The organism is Paraburkholderia sp. BR10936, assembly GCF_040965735.1.
In the GTDB taxonomy this organism is placed as follows: Bacteria; Pseudomonadota; Gammaproteobacteria; order Burkholderiales; family Burkholderiaceae; genus Paraburkholderia; species Paraburkholderia nodosa_A.
In genome coordinates this window covers 1-20,507 of the sequence record NZ_JBFRCM010000044.1, presented here as the reverse complement: position 1 = coordinate 20,507, position 20,507 = coordinate 1, and the positions used below count along the sequence as shown (strand labels likewise).

The 20,507-nt window shown below is 56.9% G+C and carries 7 protein-coding genes and 8 pseudogenes; 7 read left to right on the top strand and 8 right to left on the bottom strand.

Annotated features, from left to right (window positions below; translation table 11 throughout):
* Window positions 1-131: 131 nt before the first annotated feature.
* Window positions 132-659: pseudogene (locus AB4Y36_RS39895) on the top strand (IS66 family transposase); the annotation flags it as partial.
* Window positions 660-717: 58 nt separating this feature from the next.
* Here AB4Y36_RS39895 and istB read toward each other — a convergent pair.
* The 3 genes from istB to AB4Y36_RS39880 all read right to left on the bottom strand — a co-directional run bounded on the left by istB (window position 718) and on the right by AB4Y36_RS39880 (window position 3,260).
* Window positions 718-1,506 carry an IS21-like element ISRso19 family helper ATPase IstB gene (gene istB / locus AB4Y36_RS39890; protein WP_368685887.1) on the bottom strand — a complete coding sequence of 263 codons (789 nt, stop codon included), beginning with the start codon at window positions 1,504-1,506 and terminating at the stop codon, window positions 718-720.
* The gene (gene istA / locus AB4Y36_RS39885; protein WP_368662029.1) at window positions 1,503-2,519 is read right to left on the bottom strand and encodes an IS21 family transposase; all 1,017 of its coding nucleotides are present in this window, start codon (window positions 2,517-2,519) and stop codon (window positions 1,503-1,505) included. Before istA ends, istB begins: the two co-directional genes overlap by 4 nt.
* 495 nt (window positions 2,520-3,014) lie before the next feature.
* Window positions 3,015-3,260: an ectoine synthase gene (locus tag AB4Y36_RS39880; protein ID WP_256095110.1), complete on the bottom strand. Its 246-nt coding sequence runs from the start codon at window positions 3,258-3,260 to the stop codon at window positions 3,015-3,017.
* A gap of 613 nt (window positions 3,261-3,873) precedes the next feature.
* Here AB4Y36_RS39880 and AB4Y36_RS39875 point away from each other — a divergent pair.
* Both AB4Y36_RS39875 and AB4Y36_RS39870 read left to right on the top strand, forming a co-directional pair.
* Window positions 3,874-4,569: pseudogene (locus AB4Y36_RS39875) on the top strand (IS6 family transposase).
* 51 nt (window positions 4,570-4,620) lie between these two features.
* Window positions 4,621-4,869: an integrase core domain-containing protein gene (locus AB4Y36_RS39870; RefSeq protein ID WP_368662030.1), complete on the top strand. Its 249-nt coding sequence runs from the start codon at window positions 4,621-4,623 to the stop codon at window positions 4,867-4,869.
* Between the two features lie 49 nt (window positions 4,870-4,918).
* On the opposite strand, the gene AB4Y36_RS39865 is transcribed toward AB4Y36_RS39870, so the two are convergent.
* Window positions 4,919-6,280 (bottom strand): MATE family efflux transporter, encoded by a 1,362-nt coding sequence (locus AB4Y36_RS39865; RefSeq protein ID WP_368662027.1) that lies wholly within the window; start codon window positions 6,278-6,280, stop codon window positions 4,919-4,921.
* Entirely contained in the window at window positions 6,277-12,786 is a 6,510-nt protein-coding gene (locus AB4Y36_RS39860; protein WP_368662028.1) for an amino acid adenylation domain-containing protein, read from the bottom strand. The genes AB4Y36_RS39865 and AB4Y36_RS39860 overlap by 4 nt, the downstream gene beginning before the upstream one ends.
* 1,427 nt (window positions 12,787-14,213) lie before the next feature.
* On the opposite strand from AB4Y36_RS39860, the pseudogene AB4Y36_RS39855 reads away from it, so the two are divergent.
* Window positions 14,214-14,437: pseudogene (locus tag AB4Y36_RS39855) on the top strand (IS110 family transposase); the annotation flags it as partial.
* Between the two features lie 286 nt (window positions 14,438-14,723).
* A pseudogene (locus AB4Y36_RS39850) lies at window positions 14,724-15,137 on the top strand (IS110 family transposase); the annotation flags it as partial.
* Window positions 15,138-15,769: 632 nt separating this feature from the next.
* On the opposite strand, the pseudogene AB4Y36_RS39845 reads toward AB4Y36_RS39850, so the two are convergent.
* A pseudogene (locus tag AB4Y36_RS39845) lies at window positions 15,770-16,320 on the bottom strand (IS5/IS1182 family transposase); the annotation flags it as partial.
* Window positions 16,321-16,690: 370 nt separating this feature from the next.
* On the opposite strand from AB4Y36_RS39845, the pseudogene AB4Y36_RS39840 reads away from it, so the two are divergent.
* Window positions 16,691-17,128, top strand: a pseudogene (locus AB4Y36_RS39840) (IS4 family transposase); the annotation flags it as partial.
* On the opposite strand, the gene AB4Y36_RS39835 reads toward AB4Y36_RS39840, so the two are convergent.
* The gene (locus tag AB4Y36_RS39835) at window positions 17,077-17,835 is read right to left on the bottom strand and encodes a 4'-phosphopantetheinyl transferase superfamily protein (RefSeq protein WP_069269356.1); all 759 of its coding nucleotides are present in this window, start codon (window positions 17,833-17,835) and stop codon (window positions 17,077-17,079) included. The pseudogene AB4Y36_RS39840 and the gene AB4Y36_RS39835 overlap by 52 nt on opposite strands.
* A 997-nt stretch (window positions 17,836-18,832) precedes the next feature.
* Here AB4Y36_RS39835 and AB4Y36_RS39830 point away from each other — a divergent pair.
* Window positions 18,833-19,399, top strand: a pseudogene (locus tag AB4Y36_RS39830) (IS5 family transposase); the annotation flags it as partial.
* A gap of 17 nt (window positions 19,400-19,416) precedes the next feature.
* Here the strand turns inward: AB4Y36_RS39830 and AB4Y36_RS39825 are convergent.
* A pseudogene (locus AB4Y36_RS39825) lies at window positions 19,417-19,667 on the bottom strand (transposase); the annotation flags it as partial.
* Window positions 19,668-20,507 lie beyond the last annotated feature (840 nt).

The following is a 20,507-nucleotide window of genomic DNA, read 5'->3' as shown; positions in this document are numbered from 1 at the left end:
CACGACCACTTCCTCGAGTGGTGTGGCGGCAGCTTCGATCCCGCCGCCTTCGATCTCGTGCTCGCGAATCAGCGGCTCTCAGAGGTCAAGTTCTGATCGTCAAGACGGCCTCGGATTGACGCTTACGCTGGGCGCACGCTCGACGACAGTTCTATGAACTACACGCAGCGCGCCCCAATGCGTTGAACACTGAAGCGCTCGAGCGTATTGGCGCGCTATACAGGATCGAGGAAACGATCCGGGGCAAACCGCCCGACGAGCGCCGTGCGCATCGACAGGAGTACGCGCGGCCGCTACTCGATCAATTCCATGCGTGGCTCACAACGACGCTGGAGGCGCTCTCGCGCAAATCGGACACGAGTCGGGCGATCCTCTATGCGCTGAACCGGTGGGAAGCGCTCACACGCTATTGCGATGACGGGCAATTGGAGATCGACAATCTACCCGTCGAACGCGCGCTGCGCGGAGTAGCCATCGGTCGCCGCAACTATCTGTTTGCCGGTGCAGACTCCGGCGGCGAGCGTGCCGCCGCAATCTACAGCCTCGTTGGCAGCGCAAAACTCAACGGCATCGATCCTGAAGCATATCTGCGTTACGTGCTCGCACGCATCGCCGACCATGCAATCAACCGCATCGACGAACTTGTCAACGCCGATTGAATTCTGACCCACCTTTCGACGATTCGCCGAAGTAAATCTGACCCACCCGGGTCCTGTGTCACGCGGCTGCTTTGGCTGTTGCCCGCGTTCCCGTTTGTCCTGCTTTTCGCTTGTCCTTCAGCCGGTAGCTTTCGCCACTGATTTGCACGATATGGGCGTGATGCAAGAGCCGGTCGAGCATGGCGGCCGTGAGCGTCTGGTCGTCAGCAAACGCCGTGGCCCACTGCGTGAACGGCAGGTTGCTCGTCAAGACGATGGAGCCGCGTTCATAACGTTTGGCGACGACATTGAAGAACAGGTTCGCCTCCTCACGCCCGAACGGCAGATAGCCGATTTCGTCGATGACGAGCAGCCTTGGCCCGATGACCGCCCGATTGAAGAACTCACGCAAACGGTTCTGTTGGCGCGCCGTCGCCAACTGCATCATCAGGTCCGCAGCTGTGATGAAGCGCGTCTTGATGCCCGCCTGCGTTGCCCGATAGGCCAGAGCGCTCGCGATGTGCGTCTTGCCGACCCCGGACGGACCGAGCAACACGACGTTCTCGGCACGCTCGATGAACGTCAGGCTCCCCAACTCCTGTATCTGCGCCCGTGGTGCACCGCTGGCGAAGCCGAAGTCGTATTGCTCCAGTGTCTTGATACCGGGCAGTGAGGCGAGCTTCGTGAGCGTCTGACGCTTGCGCTCCTCGCGCGCACCAAGTTCCGACTGCAGCAGTTGCTCGAGGAAGTCGGCCAGGTTCGCGTCGGTCGTTGCCGTGTGCTGGGCGAGCGCTCCCCAGTCGCTGGCGATACGGTCGAGCTTCAGTTGGGCGCACAGACTGGCAATCCGTTCGTGCTGGAGATTCATGCGGCGACCTCCAGCAACGCGTCATACACCGCCAGAGGATGCTGAAGGCTCTCTCGCGGCAACACCCGGCGCAGCTTTGAGGGCGCAGGTCCTGGCGCCGACGTTGGCGTTGGCAACGGCAGCAGTGCTGCCTGCTCGAGTGTCAGCCTCGCGGTCGGTCGCTCGCGCGTGGTGGCGTGCACGCGAACGTTGGCGACTTCGGCGAGCCACCGGCCGATACGGGCATTGGCGGCTTCGACATCCAGCTTCAGTCCCGACTGCTTGAGCGTGGCCGCGAGCGGCACCACGAAGCTCTCCTTCAGATAGCGGTTGAAGCGTTCTACCTTCCCCTTGGTCTTTGCCCGATAGGGTTGGCAGACCTTCGGCGTGAAGCCGTAGGTCTCGGCCACCGCAAGCAACTGCGTGTTCCACCGATGCTCGCCTTCACCGAATGCATCGCGCTCGACAATCACGGACTTCGCGTTATCGAACAGTACCTGCTCGGGCGTGCCGCCGAAGTAGACGAACGCTTCGCTCAGGCACTCGCACAATGTCGCAGCATCCTCGCCGGCGGTGAAACGCACGAAGCTTGCCCGGCTGTATCCGAGCGTTGCGACCAGCGCCAGCAGTGGCGCGCGGCCACGACGGATGACTGTGAAGTCAGCTTGCATCTGCTTGCCCGGCGGCGTCTCAAACCGCACCACCGGCTCGGCTTCATGGCGCTTGTACGGCGCCAGGAACGCCTTGAGCTGGCTGATGCCGCCATCGTAGCCACCGTCCTGTAACTCCCGCAGCAGGACCGTCGCCGGAATCCAGTGCGGGCGTGCAGCGGCGATACGCTCGAGCAGATAGTCCCTGAACGGGTCGAGCTTCGTCGGGCGCGGCTCACGTTGTTTGTAACGGCCCGCCTGTCCGTCGCGCAGATAGCGGCGCACCGTGTTGCGCGACAGGCCCGTCTGACGCGCTATCTCTCGCACCGCCGTTCCCCGTCTTGCCAATACCTTGATTTCCACTGCTTGCTCCTGAGTCAGCATCGGCGGCAAAAAGCCGCCATCCTCTCCCAGGTGGGTCAGGTTTACTTCGACGGGTGGGTCAGTTTTACATCGGCGCTAACACGAACTCGCACCATGGGTCGTCGCCGGTCAGATCCGCACCGCAGTCTGAAGATCACGACCTCCAGTCAAGATGTTGCTGATGCCACGCTTACGGTGCGACGGCGGCACTCGGCGCAGCAGAAGCTGTAGCGGAAATCGCCGCACTCGGCGCGGGCTTGCCGGGTAAGGCCGCGTGGTTTGCGGCGATAGCGGGCGCTGTGCAGAACGCCTCTGCAGCGGCGGCAGTGCTGCGAGCGGGGTTGCTCGGCGAAGTCTTGATCGATCCGCAGCAGCAGGCGGTAGAAGTCAGGATTACGGGCACTCGTGCGGCACACTGCAAAGGTCTCGGGTCTTGGAAAACGCGAGACTCTCCCTTGGGCGTTGTTTGTGCAAGATGCCTGAGGGAGATCCCCTCGGCTACATCACGCAAGTCGCTCAAACCGCCCCGAATCCCCATCGACTTGCGTGCTCATGCTCACACCTCGCCCTCTCCGGCGATGCAGTAGAAGCTTCGAGATGGTTACGGTATTGCAAAAACGAGACCGTGTTAGCGCGCACTACGGTGTGGCAGACGCTAAAGCCCATGCCGTCCTTAGCCGTCAGGAGGCGGTGGCTAGTACCATTGCCCCAATCGACGAAGTGATCCGTCGCTTCAGCATCGTTCAGGCTACGCACAATCATATTGTTTGATCGCAGGAATACAGGTGCAAGTCATTCGTAGAAGCGTGGCTTCCGCGCGCTCCCGAAGCGGAAAGCCAAGGTATGGCTTTTGGGACGGGGCAGGCTGGCAAGAACCTGCCAACCCATGTCCTCCACTGCCATTCGCCCCATTCCTGATACGGCACCGTCCAGACCTCGTCGGGGAGCCGTCGCCCATCTTGATAACCCAATCATGAGATGAGAGACCTCGCCACGATGCGCGCGCGGCGGTCGTGGCAGCATCAGGATCGATCGAGCAAGTTTCATCTGAACTCCTAGAAGTGAGTTGCTAGATTGTTATGGTCAACGTATCCCTATCAAGCAACCGATGTGCCAACGACTTTCTGAAAACACAGCTGAGAAAACAAGGCGCCACTCGCCGTGCTAGCTGGCATCCTGCCGTCACACTTGCGACATCGATGTCTTAAACGAGACACAGCTCAAGACAGGACCGCGGTGGTCGATGGCGATGATCGCTGGAAAAGTGCAATCTCCCCGAGAGGCTCAGACAACCTCGCTGTGCTGTGCGCCGGCATGGAAGAGCTCGCCATATGGCTCTGACAGTTTGATGGAAAGGGGGCGGTAGAATGACGTAATGAAGAAGACAAAAACGCTTTATCACGGCCACCGGTTCCCTGCCGTCGTCATCAACTGCGCGGTTCGCTGGCATTTCCGGTTTAGCCTGAGCCTGCGCGACGTCTAGGAGTTGCTGCTCGAGCGTGGTGTTGTGGTCGCATGAGACGATCCGTTGCTGGTGCGAGAAGTTCGGCGCCAGATTCGCCCAGGGCGCCAAGGCCGCGCGGCGCAAGCCGGGCTGCGCGGCGAGCCGTATCTGTTGTGGCGAGCGGTCGACGAGCATGGCGCAGAACTGGACGTGCTTGTGCAAAAGCGGCGTGACAAGGCATCGGCAAAGCGCTTCTTCCTCAGGGTGCTGCGTTCAAACCCGGTGCCGCGCAAGATCGTGACCGACCGGCTGCGCAGCTATCCGGCGGCGAAGTCGGACATTGCTGAGCTTGCTCATGTGAAGCACGTCTTCGTCAAAGCGGCCGCATGCGTGAACAACCGTGCCGAGAACGGCCACCAGCCGGCCCGCAGGCGGGAGCGCCAGATGTGCGGATTTCGCGATGCACGTCGCACGCAGGCGTTTCTTTCGAGCTTCGGTGCGATCCGGCAGCACTTCGCGTTGCCCAGACACCAGATGAACGCGGCATGTCATCGTACCGCGCTCCAGAAACGTTTCGCGACGTGGCATGGTTGGACTGTCACTGCCGCCGGAGACAGGGTTATCTAATAAGGATAACTACTCGTACGCCACAAAGACAGACTACATCGGCCAACCTGACTGAGCCATTCTGGGGCAGCGAGCTACGCCTTCGTCGCCGAACCGCAAACCAATGGCGTTGCTGAGCGGTTCAATCGGAACATGAAAGAACAAGCGATTCACCGGCGTATCTTCAAGAATGTTGATGAAGTTCGTGACGCTGTCGTTGACTTCAAAGACCGTTACAACCGAGAATGGCGGCTGGAAAAACTGGGGTTCATGTCACCCCTCGAACCCCGTCACGCATGGATTTTTAAACAGGCCGCCTGAGTGCCAAAACCGTGTCCAAACAATCCGGGCCGATACAGGTCAAACGTCGTTAGACATGGGAGGCCTTGTCGATCTGCCGCATTTCACTATAGAGAATAACAATAGCGATAAGACCCGCCGTCATATCGGCAGCCGCTACCGAGAACAACAGGCCGTCATGTCCGTAAGCGTGCTGCAGCAAGGCCATCAGGGGCATCAGAAACACGCCATGCCGCAGTACCGCTACAAGCGTTGCCCAGATTGCGTCGCCCTTAGCCTGCATGAAAAGCAGACACACCTGTTGCACCGCTAACACCGGCAACGCACAATGGAACAGTAAGATCGCGCGGCTACCAATCTCTATCGTCGCCGACTCGTGCGTAAACCAGCCGATGATGGTCCTAGCTTGCCACACGACCCAGCCGGCATAGACTCCGGCGAACGTTAGCGCGACGGCAACCATAGTCCGAACCGCTTGCGCCACCCGTGTCCAGTTACCTGCGCCGACATTAAACCCTACAACCGACTGCGCCCCGATGCACAGCCCATACAGCGGAAGTACCGCCAGCATCGCCAAGCGGCTGGCCAAACCTATCGCCGCCACCGATGCCTCGCCGTAGCGAGCAGCGAACCCATTGAGCATGGACATGGCCGCTACCGCGAGCAGCGTATTGAGCGCTGGTGGAATGCCGATGCGGGCGATGCTCGCCAGCCGGCACCAGCAGCGTCCCACCGATGGCCACAATAAGACGATGGCCCCGTGCCTGCCCGCGAAATGTCGCCAATACAAGGTTAAGCCGCACAACTGGGCCAGAAATGTTGCGATACCGGCCCCATCGATGCCCAGCCCCAACCAGAAAATCATCACCGGGTCAAGCGCCGCGTTCATTGCGAAGGATGAGACTTGGGTCGTCATGCTGAGCACGGTATTGCCATCCGCTCTCACGATGAAACCACAGACCATATTGAATACCACTGCCACATAGCCCAGCAGCAGCCAATGAAGATAGGCCACCGCCAGTGGCAAAGTCGATGGTCCAGCGCCTAGCCATGCCAGCAAACTTGGAGCCAACAGCCAGCCGGCGATTGCCGCAATGCCAGCAATTACCATCGCAGACCATAACGCGTGCGAGGCATAATCGTTGGCAGAGTGATCGTCGGCGCGCCCCAAGCTTCGAGCAATCAACGAGGCGGCCCCTGCACCGAAGATCTGGCCTATTGCCGTGATGCCCATTGCAAACGGGAACGAGAATGCCATCGCCGCGAGTGCCGCTGTTCCGAGCCGTCCCACGAAATAGGCGTTGAGCAACTGATAAGCGGCACTGACAGTGACTCCAATGACGGAAGGAAGAGCCAGCCGCAGGATCAGTGGCAACAGTCGATCATGGGCCATTGACTGCATCCGTGATGCCGCAACTGTTGGCGTGTTCATACCATGGCTCGCTTCACGCTTGCTGCGTCCACATCTTCCTTATTGTCCCTGAGCCATCCGGCATAAGCCGCGAGACAATGCAGCAACTGACGTCCCAGCATGTTCGCCTCCTCTGCGGAAAAGCAATGCAGCGCACAATGCATCTGGATACGAAGTTTACCGTCCACATTGTCGATATCTAACCGCAACGTGTGATGACGGTTGGACCCCATCCCATCACCCGTCCAGATCGTCGGTTGAGCAAGGCCGAGCAGCATGCGCGTACGAAGATTATCTAACGCAGCGCGATAGTTGACGACAACACGAGGCCAGTCGAAATCCATGAGTGCCTTCGCCTGATCGTCCGGCAGCAGATACGCAGCCGCCCGTAGCCCAATGCCATGGATCCGCGCCGAATTGCGCTGACGACGCACCACTTTCAGACGTTCCGCCACACTGAGTCGCCCCTCACAAACGATGGCCAGCGGGACAAGCTCCGCGGTAAAGCCCATAACCGTCGACAGATCCTGACCCGGCAGGATAGGCGTGCGCAGCATGTCCATGCTGTCCAAAAACAGCCCTCGTCGCTGGTTGCCCTGTCCTGCCACCTCCGCCAAGGCGCACAGGATGACGTCGAACGCGTCAAAGCCGTGCCGTTCCGGATGCAGATCGAGCAGAACCTTTGTCGATTCCGCATCCAGGTCCAGATAGCGAATCCCCTTGCGCGCACACAAGGCCTCGAAAGCAGCATCACTGTGCATCTGCCCAGTATGGAGCATCTCGAACAAGCGGCGGCTGGCATCAGCGCCACTATCGACTGGCTCAACCTCGAGGACTGTAGCACTATCCTCACGCAGCAGTTCCCATGGCCGGCTTCGCCAATAAGCAATGTGGCTGTCCAACGAACCGCTCACATGTTCGCGCAGCGCCTTCACCCATCGATTCAACTGCGCGCGGCCACTGAATGCGGGAACTGGCGCGTGGCCATGCACTATAGCCAGATAGTAGCGTTCTACTTCGTCCAGCAGCAGCCGGAACCCATAGCCGTCGACTAGAAAATGATGAATTATGATAAAAATCCAACTGTGCGGCCGCCCACCGACCTCCGCCTCGATCAATTGGAAACGCGACATCCAGGTACGACCATCGAACCGGAATGCATATTGCGCTTTCTCAGCGATACCAGATACCTCTCGCGTGCAATCACCGAGCTCTGCGTACGAGCCCAATGCAACTCGCTCCAGATGCAACGCTCCGACTCCGGTATGGAAGCGTAGATCATCGTCATCTCGAGAGATCCTGGTGCGCAACAGTGGGTAGTCTTTCGCCAACCTGACGATAGCGGACTCCAATATGGCCGGATCCAAACGGCAGCTATCGTCTTGCCAGATCGCGTACATGTTGAAATGCTCGTCTAAACCCATGCGCCGATTCATGAATCGTATCGTAGGCGTTACTTCCACGCCACCGCCGATTTGGCCATCATGGTGCACCAGTTCGCCAGAGCGGGCATCGACCAGCCCGGCCAGTTCGCGTAACACTGGATAATCGTACAACTCGCTGACCGAAAAGCGGATGTCCATCTTGGCCGCCTGCGCCACACAGCGCACGCTCAGCATAGAGGTACCACCCAGTGAGAAGAAATGCGCGTCCGCACTAATCGTCGATATACCAAGCACTTCCTGCCAAACCGCGGCCAGTGCATTCTCGGTCGTGGTGACCAGCGGCGCGAATACGCCCACTGCGGTTTGCCGTGGCAACGGCAAGCGTGAACGGTCCAGTTTACCGCCCGGCAGCTTAGGCAAAGCCCGCAAGCGGACAAATGAACGGGGAATAGTATGGGGCAACAGCGAATGACGGAGCATTTGTCTGAACCCATCCTCCGTCGACGGCAGCTTCGCCTCCGTGCCCACCACGTAAGCAGTCAACAGCGGCTCGCCATCCGCGGCGCGGTGCAAATGCACCGCGGCCTCCTCGACCCCAGGACATTTTCGCAAGACGTGAGAAATCTCATCCAGTTCAACGCGCAAGCCATGGATCTTGATTTGGTTGTCACGCCTTCCGAGGAACTCCAGGCGGCCGTCGTCACGGTGGCGCCCCAAATCGCCAGTGCGATAAGCCACAGTTCCGAAAGGCTGTAACTCTGGCACCGAATTATCAACAAATCGCTCGGCCGTCAACTCCCTGCTGCCATGGTAGCCACTCGCCAGGCAGTCACCCGTCACCAGGATCTCCCCCACCGCACCTTGAACCACCGGCCACAACTTGTCATCTACGACCGCTATGCCGACATTGGCCACCGGCTTACCGATCGGGACAGTCCGTTCATCAGCGCCCACTTCGCACACCTCCCCCCAAGCGGCGTTCGAACTACACTCGGAGGATCCGTAGAAGTTGAACAAACGGGCCTGTGGGAACGCCTCGAGAAAGCGCCGAGCCAACTCTGGCGGCAACGCCTCAGCGCTTGAGGTGACCAGCCGCAAATCTGAAACCGACCGTCCGTCTGTCAATTGTGCCGTCAAAATGCCGGTGATCAACGGTGGCGAGCACAGCAGACGCGTTACCCGGTAACGATCGAGCTGCAATAGCAGCAGGGATGGATCTTGCAGTTCTTGCTGACTCAGCAGCAAACTAGGAACGCCTTGTAAGAGTGGCCCGAAGATTTCCCATTGACTGGCAACCAGCGCCGCCGACTTCTGCACGACGCAGACATCGCCGGCCTGAAATGGGAATTGCCCCCACATCCAGTGCAAACGATTTAGGCATGCTGTAGCGGAAACTACAACGCCCTTCGGTTTTCCCGTAGAGCCAGATGTGTATACGATCTGCAGCACTTCATGCGAGCAAGATGGCGAAGGGGCGGCATCTGTTTCCTCATTGCCGCATGCAACTTCCTCCGACGGCAGTAGCACCAGCCCTCTGTCACGAAATGCTTCCCGCTGCAACGGCGTGGCAACGAAGGCATTGGGAGCGACATCTTTGGCAATCTCAAGTATGCGACTTACCGGATAATTTGCCCCGATCACCGAGTAGGTTGCGTGCAGCTTGATCGCAGCCAGAATAACGATCAACGCGTTAATGCCGCGGTCAATGCCAAGCAGCACCCTGTCGCCGGCACCAACACCGGAGGCTGCAAGTCTGTTAGCAAAACGGTTGGCCGCTGCATCCAACTCAGCGTACGAAATGCGGCCGCGCTCCCAGAAATAAGCAGTATCCACTGGTGACATTTTTGCACGCACTTCGAACATTTCGCGTAGCGTACTAGCGCCTGTATAAGCCAGCCGTCCTCCGTTGTACCGCTTAAGAAAAGCCTTTTCAGCTGGGTGCCGCAGATCCAGCTCTGCCAGCGGCGCTGCGGGCGCCGCAATGATCGCCTGAATAATTTGCTGCAGGTTGAGCAGCATTCTGGAAACGAGCTCGTCGGAGAACAGCTCGGTGCAATAGGACATCTGCAGATAGATGCCGTCCCCCTCTTCCTGACAGTAAAGAGTGAGATCGTACTTGGTATAACCGTTTTCCAATTCTCGGGCGACAATTGACACGTCTTGCCGCCCCTCAGAAATCAGCTCTGCCTTCTCCGAATACATGTTGAACATCGCCTGGAATACGGGGGAAAAATTGCTTCCACGTACCACGTCAACTGCTTCCAACATCCGACTGAATGGATATGCCTTGTTGAAGGCAGCACCGATGACAGTTTGCTGCGTCGTGGCCAGATTTTCGATGAATGACTTGTCAGGATTTATCTTCGCCCTTAGCGGCAACATGTTTAGGAAGAACCCCAGCAGGTTTTCCGTACCTGACTGTTCGCGCACTACATTCGGAGTGCCGACGATGATATCGTCCTGTCCACTGTACTCTCTCAACAAAACGTAAAACGTCGTCAGTAACACGCTGAAAAGCGTTGTGCGATTGTCCGCAGCGAGTTCGCGAAGTCTGGACGCCGCGAGAGCCGGAATTTGTATGGCGTGTGACTTACCGGTGTAATGCATCCGCCTCGGACGAGGCTTATCGGAAGGCAGGGTCAGCACCGGCAACTCACCCGACAGCTGTTGTGCCCAGTACGCGCGCTGTCGCGCCCAGCAGTCCGATCGAAACTGCTCAGACTCCCATTTCGCGAAATCCGCGAACGAAATTTCGGCTTCGAGACCGTCCACTGAGCTGACTCCCGCCTTGTAAAATTCACGCAGTTTGCGCACCATCACCGAAAGCGACCACGCGTCCATAATGATTTCATGCGTGGTAAAGATGACAACATGCCGGTCTGATCTCTCTCGTACTAGTAGTGCGCGATACAGTGCACCCGCGGCGAGATCAAAGGACGGATGAAACTCGCTCGCCTTCAGTTCAGCCAACCTGGGGGCACGATGGTCGCCGCAAAGGTCTATAAAGCGCAAACTGCCCTTCGGCGGTGAATCGAAGGTCAAATATGGATTGCCGCTCTTTTCGACGAATCGGATGCGCAGTGTGTCGAAGTACTGCACCACCGCATCCCAAGCCCGACTAAAGCGATCTCGATCAAGCTCTCCGCAGCATTCGAGCGCCGTTTGCAGGGTGTAGTTGGATGCTGTTGGATCAAGCTTCCACAAAAACCATAAGTGTTTTTGAATGTGGCTGGCCGGAGCCTCTCCGCCCTCATCACGGCGACTGCCGACAATGGCGGGGAGCGACTCATGCGCATCCTCTTTCTCGGCCAGGAGCTCGGTCAACTCATCTATTGTGCAATGATACAGGTCAACCACTGAAACTTCGCAGGCGAATTCGCTCCGAATACGGTTGATCGCAAGCATGGCGCGCAGCGAGTCACCGCCCATCAGCAAAAAGTTGTCGTTTCGTCCCAGCCGGTCTAGATGCAGTATCTCGGCTAGCAGCCTGCACAACCGAACCTGAAGACCGTCAGCAGGCTCCAGATATTTCACATCGGACAAAGGACGCAAACTTTCCGGGGAAGGCAATTTTTTGTAATCAAATTTGCCATTGGCGTTTAATGGTAATGTCGCCATCTCGAAAAAAAGATCAGGCAGCATGTAGTCAGGCAACTGACGCGACATGTGTTCGCGCAAAGCGCTCCGTGTAACCTCCTCTCGAAGCTTGACGAAGGCCACGAGGCGCGGCAGTCTTTCCGCTTCCCCCAGACTATTTAGTGTTTCCCTTGCCGTCAGTTTCACCCGATTGTCAGCGGGGTAATGCACCACTACGGCCGCGGCCTCGACTGCTGCATGTAACCCCAGCAAACCTTCTACCTCGTTTAGCTCAATACGATAGCCACGCAGCTTAACCTGACGATCTGCTCTTCCGAGACACTCCAGTAAGCCATCCTCACGCATCCTCACGAGATCGCCAGTCTTGTATAATCGATCATATCCGCGCTTATCGCTGAAAGGGTTAACCACAAAAGCCTCCTCGGTACGCGCGTCGTCGTTAATGTAGCCACGCGCAAGGCCAACGCCGGCTACACAGAGTTCGCCTACGTCACCTGACGCAACAAGCGTCAGCGCCGCTGCATCTGGCCTGACCACATAGATTTGCAGATTGTCTATCGATTTCCCGATTGGCATAAATGCCTGACCTTCCGCCGGAGAGTTAGAAATCAAAGCATGCGTGACACCGTCGGCACATTCAGTCGGTCCATAGTGGTTGAGGATGGGAATAGACGGGTACATGGCCAGCCAGCGTCGGCATACGTCGGGCGGCAATGCCTCCCCGACGGTGGAAATCCTGCGCAGCGCCGGCAGCGCGCGTGCCTCGATCAATTCGACTTCGGCCACAAACGAGCGTAGTTGTGACGGCACAAATTGAATGACCGATACTTGGCATTCGCGCAGCTCAAGCAGCAGCCGCGACGGATCGCATACGACGTCTCTATTAATGATCCGCGTGCACGCCCCCACTTGCAGCGCCGCCATAAATTGCCACAGAGAAATGTCAAAACAGTGCGATGCAGTCTGCGCCACCTGGTCAGTTTTACTGATCGCCAGATCGCGGACCTTAGCATGCAAATGATTGACAAGGCTCCGCTGTTCAACCATTACGCCCTTTGGTTGACCGGTGGTACCCGAAGTAAAAATGACGTAGGCAAGATCACTGCCTTTGCCTCTGGGCCCGACAAAGGCTACGCTCGATGCTTGCGCTTCCTCAATATCAAGAAGCACTAGTTCCGGTTTGGCTGCCTCCAAATACGCCGCCTGTTCGTAGCAGTTATGGTCGGTCACCAGCAGGCAGCATTTACTCTTCTCCAGCATGTAATCCAAACGTTCCGCTGGATACTGGCGATCAAGCGGCATATAGGTACCGCGAATCTTAAAAATGGCAAGCATCGCAGCCAATAAATCAGTTCCTCGCTCCATCAGCACGCCGATGACGGGCGCCTCGCGGCCACAGCGCTCGGTCAGCGCCGTTGCGATGCGATTAGACTGCTCATCAAGCTCCCGATACGTCACCGACTCGCTGCCATGCCTCGCTGCTATATGGTGCGGATAAAGCCGTGCCGCATCACAAAAGTAGTCCACTGCCAATGGTGTTTTCATTTCAATCTCACTCACTCTATTAAATGCTTGAAGTAACCGGCCCTATACTAAAACCAGCTGTCTCGGCGGACGACCGCAAAAGTATCCGTGGAATGATCGTCGAATGGCTCATTGCGTTTGGATTGGATAACTGGTTACGATTAGAATCAGTACCGATAACCGCGAAAGATGCGGCTGGCGCGAGCAACGTTACAACTCGATGGCGCATAGATCGCCTTCCGATCGCACATTGCTATGACGATGCGAGACCGAACCCACCGAGTGCCCGCATCGCGTAACGGCGCTATATCTTGCGCCAGCCCCGCAGTTCTCCCCAATCCTCAGAGAGCGAGTTCCTGGCACGCTTCCGAAACGGTCACGCAGCGCTTACTGTCAAAAAGTAGGGTCGCGCTCGCGATGAAGGCTTTCGGATCATCGGCAACAAGCGACCAACCGTGGGAAAACCGCACAGTGCGTGATCTGTTCATCGTTAAAGTAACCGTCCTCAATCACAATCACGACCTTAGCTCGAGCAAGCGATGTCAGTTCAAGAAGAGGACTATGCAATGAGTCGTAGTAAGGAATTCACTTCATACAGGTTTCGAACTTTGTTGCAATATAAAAACTACAGTAAAGCGCGTGAATAATTGAAACATGTGCGCTTCGACACCCGACGCTCCAGTAGCATAAGTTCAGAAGTATTCAACAGTCATTTAGTGGATTAGAAGGTGCGATGGCTCTGCTCGATTAGGTCGTCCTGACCGTCGCGTCGATGTCGGTGCTCACATGCTGCTCACTTCGCCGCACAGCTTCATTCTGGCAGAGCCCTTGTTAACTTTCTTTGTGAGATATATCGTTCGTCGGACTGCACAGCAACGCAGGAAGAAACTTCCCGGTCAGGGAACGGAATGGAACTGATGATCCAGAGCGCCGTTTCCTTAGTAACGCGTAGCGCGGCACCTTGAGTGGACGCCGCAATAACATAACATGTCGACTGTCATTTTTTGAAGATCTTGTCTGTGGCTCGTGAGGCTTTGGTTTCGTGTTCACGCTTCGTTACCTTCCGCTTTAATTTCCCCGCGACAGCAGATGCAATAGTTGAGCCAACGCCACGACACACCGGATAGATATCTCACAACACATTGCTGATCGGGATGATTGATGGGCATTCACCCTCCAAAACGCTTGCGGGATCTTGCGCCAAGAATCGTTTGTCGGTTTGCCTGTGTTGCATGTCCGACAATGTTTGATGTGCAACACCACGGATTACCGCGAGGAAGGCCGATCAAAGCGACGAACTTACTGACGAGATCATTACAGTAATCAGGGCCAACTCGGTCTCATTGAAGAACTTGCGGTCGACCACCAGCGCCTTGGCCGCCTCGCCTTTCTCATGAGCGCGACCTGCAGCCAGATAGGCCGGCTAGTGCACGTCCCAATCGAATTCGGCACCCGAGATTCAGCAGCGACACGAAGGGCTGCCCAAAGCGATTATCGATCGGGCGTGGGATGCGCAGTTGCGACTGTGCCGGCGATATCGCAAGCTCGTAACCCCACGCAAGAACGCCAACATTGCGGACGTTGCCGTTGCGCGCGAATTAGCCGGTTTCACTGGGACATTGCCCGACTCGCGATGGCGCTTGCATTGCCGCGTAGCGTGCAGTCCATATGAGACTGATGACGGGTCGGTATTGATGATCGATGAACTGATTCATGAAGGGAGTTTCCTGAAGTCGGCGTAGCCCGGTATTCGAGCAATCCGCGCTTCCACTTCGCAACGGGCAGTCCCCGACTTGCGTTTTAAGAACGCGGCAGGCTCATGAGACGGAATGGAACGAACGCCCCCCCCACCACGGCCGGTGAGGAAATGCAGGACAGTGGATCCTCGCGGGCCGACGGCATCAAGTGCCCAAGTGGGAGATCATGACGATTTCCCAAGGCTAACCGGAGGATCCACAATGAACTATGGGATAGTCGGTCCTGACATCGCAAAGAACGTCATGCAGTTGCATTGGATGGATCCGGATACCGGGGAGATCATCAACAGCCAATCAAGCGAGCCGCATTTCTGGAGCACTTCGCGAATCGTGCTCCTTGACTAGTCGGCATGAAGCATGCGGCGGCGCCCAGCATTGGGCCGGACGACTGATTGAAATGGGACATCAGGTGAAGCTGATACCGGCGAAATTTGCCAAGGTTTTCAACATTCGCAATAAAAACGATGCTGCAGACGCCCGTGCCATCTGGATGGCGACGCAGATGCTGGGGAAATCTGTGGCAGTCAAGACCGAAGCCCAGCAAGCCGTAATGCTCTGCACCGGATACCGCAACAGAAGATCAAGTTCCGCACCATGCAGATGAACTGCCTGCGTTGTACTGCGCCCAGTTTTTGACGCGGTACTGGCTTTGGAACTCGATTGCTTGCTGGTCGTGTCCTTCCGCATCTTCTCGGCATAAATTGAGAATGTACGCAGGAAACCGAACTGTTAACAGAGCCCCTCCCGGACGCTGTTGCGCGTAAACGTCAGCATGCGCAGCTAGATTTATGCAACAACGCCAATAAAAAATAGGAAAAAGCTGGAAACACGTTGCATAAAAAATCGCCCCGAAACCCAAACAAAAAGGGTATCGGGGTGGAATACACATTGGAGAATTACCGGAGAAACCCTGCACAAAACTCCTAACCAACGTTTCGCACAGGCACACAATTAATAGAGCAACAGCAGCTAACTCAGTTAATCGGGCAATTACGATTGCTAATCGGCAAAGAAACGTTTGTCAAACCAAATGCCATCAATTTCGCTGATAGTGGTTCGATGTTCGCCAATTCGGCTACCGCTCTAGCCTAGCAGGCTGCTGAAGTACCTCCCGTTAGAAGCAGGCTTTCTGCGATTACGCGGCTCTCGCTGCGCGTTCCGTCGCATTGTGAAATTTCAACGCAAAGCTCATGCTGGTTCGGCGGGTTGAGGCCAATTGCTGGCCATATTGACGCTTTTTTTCGCCACTATGGGCGTACCTGTGCCAATGAGCGCAGGCGCACGAGATTGTAAACGGCCATGTTCAACACGAACATCTGGTCCACCTTCTTCAAGCTGCGCACCACGGTTTTGGCCCACCCGAAGCCCTCCTGTGCGTCGTAACCCTTATCTGCACCTAGCGTGATTTCTGCACTCGCGTCTCCTGCCGCTTGCCGTGCGTCGTTGATTATGACCTTTGGCTGCTTCACGCTCGGCATGCCCGTCAGCGCGCGTCACGCGTGCGTTGACCACCAGGCCATGCCGATTGTCGGTTAGAGTGTGGCCCATGTAACGCAATTCGCTGGCCGTTTTGCCTTTGCGATAGAGCCGCGCACCGGGATGCGGTCCTGGACTCATGCGTCTCGTTGCTACGCTTCTCGCCCTTGGAGTCGCCCGTACCACCACCTTCGCTGTCCTGATCGTCACTGTCCTTGGGCACAAAGCTCTTGTGCCCCGCCCACGCCTGGATCAGCGTTCCGTCCACACTGAAGTGCCCGCCCGAGAGCAGGCACTTCTTCCCGGCGATCGCCACAACTTTGAGCTTGCACTCAAACCTCCCATCTACCGTCAAAGCTACAAAGCATGGTGGATTTTTGCGACGGTAACCGAACATCAATCGGAGGATGTTATGAAACTCACACCATTGGGAGTGACGATCTCACCGGAATCCGGGTCGACCCAGTGCACCTGAAAGATGTTTTTTGGCAATGTCCACAGCGGGCGGCGTTATAGAGCCAATTCGGGGGCGGCCTAATCGAGCCACTGCATGGGCGGCGAAGGAGCCACCCTGCAGGCGGCGTGCAGAAGCCAGCGGCAACGGGCGCAAGCGCAACTCGAACTTTCCAATTCGGTTCACTCCGTTCATTTGAACGGAGCGCCTATGGCCAACAGTGCAGAAGTTGCTGCGTGCACAGCGCGTGACGTTACCTAGGCGCGGCGGCGTCGAGTTGAACTGCGTTGAGGCATGTGAAGTGGATGCGCCCACCGGTGTGCAGTCCGTCGTCTGGCGCCTGCTGAGCAACCGCGAGGTGTCCGATGCACATGTACTCACCGAACTGATCGACTGGTACCGCGCGAGGCGGGAGATCGAGATGTTCTTCAATGTGTTGAAGAACGCATGTCGGGTTGAAACGTTGCAGCTCTCACAGACCTCGGGCGCAAGGGCGACGGTGAACCCGGCGCGAAGACACTGTGGATTGGCATGCAGCGTGATGGACGCGGTGGTCACTATCCAGATCCTGCGCGAAGGGTACAAAACTTCTGTTAACGAGATGCGCTTAACCTGCATTGCGAACTACGCATCCCACGAATCCGCATCGCGCGACCACGCGACACATGCGGCATAACCGCTCAGGGCACGAAGCCAAACTGCGTCGAGTCTCGCAATCAAGTCGCGATTGCATACGCTCTCCTCGCTAACTAGGATGCTTGGTTCGTGCTGCCTGTCGCCAAGTACAGAAAACCATGTCATGCCCCCTCCGATGCCGACGCCAAGTGCCTTCAACACCGCTTCCTTTGCCGTCCATACGTCATAAAACGCGTCGGTTCGCCTGTACATCGGCAAAGCGGTCACTTGTGCCTCGTCGCGCGGCGCAAATACCGCTGATGCGAGCTTCCTCCAATTGATGTCTTTGCGCGCAAATTCGATATCGACACCAACCCTCCGTCGCCGGCCAATTGCGATCAGAGCATACTGCTCCGAATGCGAAACGTTAAAGTCGAGTTGCCCACCGAACCCGCTTTGCATCGACTTATCGAGACGCGGCCGTCCGCCGGTGTCTCGCTCGAAACGCAATTCACTGGCCTCCGAATCTGTTCGTTCCGCGAGCAACTGACGCAGTACGACGCGCGTCACCGCACAACGCAGCGCATCGTCGCGGCGTCGGAAGCGCGCGACCTTCGCACGCTCATCGTCCGAGAGCGGAGCGAATGCGGGACAGTCGAGCATGACGCGAAAATCGAAGCTGATGCAAAATATTTCAATATTTGCTGCGGAGGCACGCGGCGGAGCGAGCTCGTGCACATTGAAAGCCGACGTTGCAGGGACGATCATCAATTCACTCCGTTAGTGACGGTAACAGGCAGTTGCTGTGCGATTATGCCGCGCGAGGAACAGAGGTGCTCAAGTTCCTGAAACAGGTTGCAGATCACGTGCGCTCGTCTGGAGCAAGTCGGCCGATGAAATTCTGTCACGTCTCGAACGGTTTTGCGCACGCGTCTAAACGATACCGAGATGAACGCCATGAACATGACACACCAGCGATTGACGACGCCGTGCTCGCGCTCCTCTATTCGACATTGCACGCCCGGCATTGTCACCCATTGAAAGGCCGTTGGAAAGACAGTACAGCACTACGCACAAGGCGCAGCCTTCCGTTGTTGCGAAACCTTCGCCAACCCCGCGCGAAGCGCCGCGACGCATCCGATATTTCGTTCGCCTAGTGGCGGAATTGATCCGCGAGCACGAAAGCGCCGGATAGCGATCAAAGGAGGTTTGCACGAGAGCCGTCTGCGACGGCACCGACTCCCAGTCCATTGAACCATTGAAGTCCTACCGAAGCTGGACAGGGGCCGTCCGGAAGATGAACCCCTCTTCTGCATGCAAACATGCTATGTATCTGATTTGACTTCACGGTTCGCTCGCAAACGGCCCGCTCACTCATGCGATGAGCCGACTGCAATGGTTGCTGTTCGGCACTTGATCGGTGCTGGATCAATGCCGGGTGTGGCACAGCTGCACAGATGGCGGAAGCATCATTCTCGTCGTTCTTGCCGCCGACCACAAAGGGTTTCACATATTGTGTCGGCAGCAGTCGAACCGTGTGCCCCCCTGCGAGATAAATTCCAGAGCCCAGAAGTGCGAACCGTGACGGTGTTCGATGCCGATCAGGCTCGGTTCAAATTTCGAAAAGAACTTGCGCAGCTGCGGAAGTTTGCGCAGCTGTATCGGAGCAAGATCTGCGAACAGGCAAGGATGGTGACGTGGCCCCGGTGGAGAAGTGGTCCTATGGCGTGTTCACGCTAATGTCGTTTGATCGTACACTCTGGCGATGGAAATCACCGAAGCCCAATATCAACGGATCGAGCATTGTCTGCCACGACAACGTGTGGCAACAGTCAGTCTGACGAACCTCCAAGTGCAATGCGATCTTTATGTCGCCGAGCACGGCTGCAAGTGGCGTGGACTGCCGAAGCGCTTCGGTAGATGGCATACGATTTACACGCGGATGAACCGCTGGTCCAGAAGTGGCGTGCTGCGTCGCGTGTTCACGGAATTGCAGCGTGCACAGATCATTCGCATCAGGATCGACGCGGTTTCGCTGCATAGCACTATGGTAAAGGTTCATCCTGACGGCACCGGTGCGTTAAAAAACGGACCTCAAGCAATCGTAAAGTCCCGAGGCTGAGGGACTACCAAGATTTATATGGTTGCCGCGGATGCTCGAACAGCCATAACGTTCGCGTTGTCTGCCGGCCACGCAGGCGACGCGCCGCAGGGACGCGAATTGCTAAAGAGCCTCGGGCCGGCCAATTGACCGCTGCACCTGTTGATGGATAAAGCGTACGAAGGCGGCGAAAGCAGGCAACTGGCACTCGATTTGGGCTTCATCCCCGTTTGCGTGTGCATCTAAGCGGGCATCACCCATTCGCGTACCCGCTGCAAGACCGCAGGATCAGACCAGTCTAAAGTGGTGGAGTGACTGGTGCGTCGCACTCGCGTGAAGTGGGTCAATGTGCGCGGCCATCGGCTCGACGCTATTGCGCGACAGCGGCAACGCCAAGCCCGAACAGCAACCCTTGAGGCCGGCATGACGATCGGCGTGCCCCTAATGCCTGCCCCAGATAATTCAGATACGTGTCAAATTCATCGATATCTTCTCCCATCGCGAATTCCGGAGTGTGTATTACCAAGTATCTCGTTGACGCAAAGGGATTTTATGACCCAGTAAGATTAGCGAAATGAGACGAGTTTCTGGCCTGCGGGCCGGCTAATCAGAAAGCGAAGGACGGATTTTTGAGATCTGGTGCAAATTTCAATTCGAGCGAGAAACGGCGTATTCGCCGCCACCTCATCGAGTTGACAGGACTGCCTTCCAAATAGCGGGAGCACTGATATCTTTGAGGCGCAGGTTCGTGAGATCGAATTCGGCGGCGGTCCGCGCCGGCCACGGCTCGGATGCGGCAAGATAAATTGCTCGAACTTCTCAACGGTCAATATCGTGCGAATCGCCTGTCGGCAATGGTTAGCAGCCGTTCTCGTATCCCCAAAGCCTTGCCTTTAACCCGTCTACCCTCGCCAACCCCGCGAACCTTTCCCGACGGGGCACGCAGACAAATTCCGCCCCTTCTGAAAAACCCGCAATCAGCTGCAACTTTCGATGTTGCTGTTCTTGTCGCAATTGGATTTCCCCACTGGATTTGGCGAGCCATCGCCATACATGTCGTTCGCGAACTCATTTGCGATGCGAATCAGTGTTATCCAAACAATCGATTTTGTAGCTGAGGTGAGATGCCTCATAGTCGCTTACTACGACTCGCGGCACAGCTGCCGACTATCCGCACCGGAAAGGGAAACTTTCCTGACGTGCCCCGATGCATGAGCTTGCCCCTGAAAAACGTATCCCTTGCTGAGGTTTAAACTGCAGCAAGGAGAAACGAAGATGAGCCAATTGAAGCGTGCGCGGTACACCCTGGAATTCAAGCTGGAGGCGGTGCGGCTGGTGA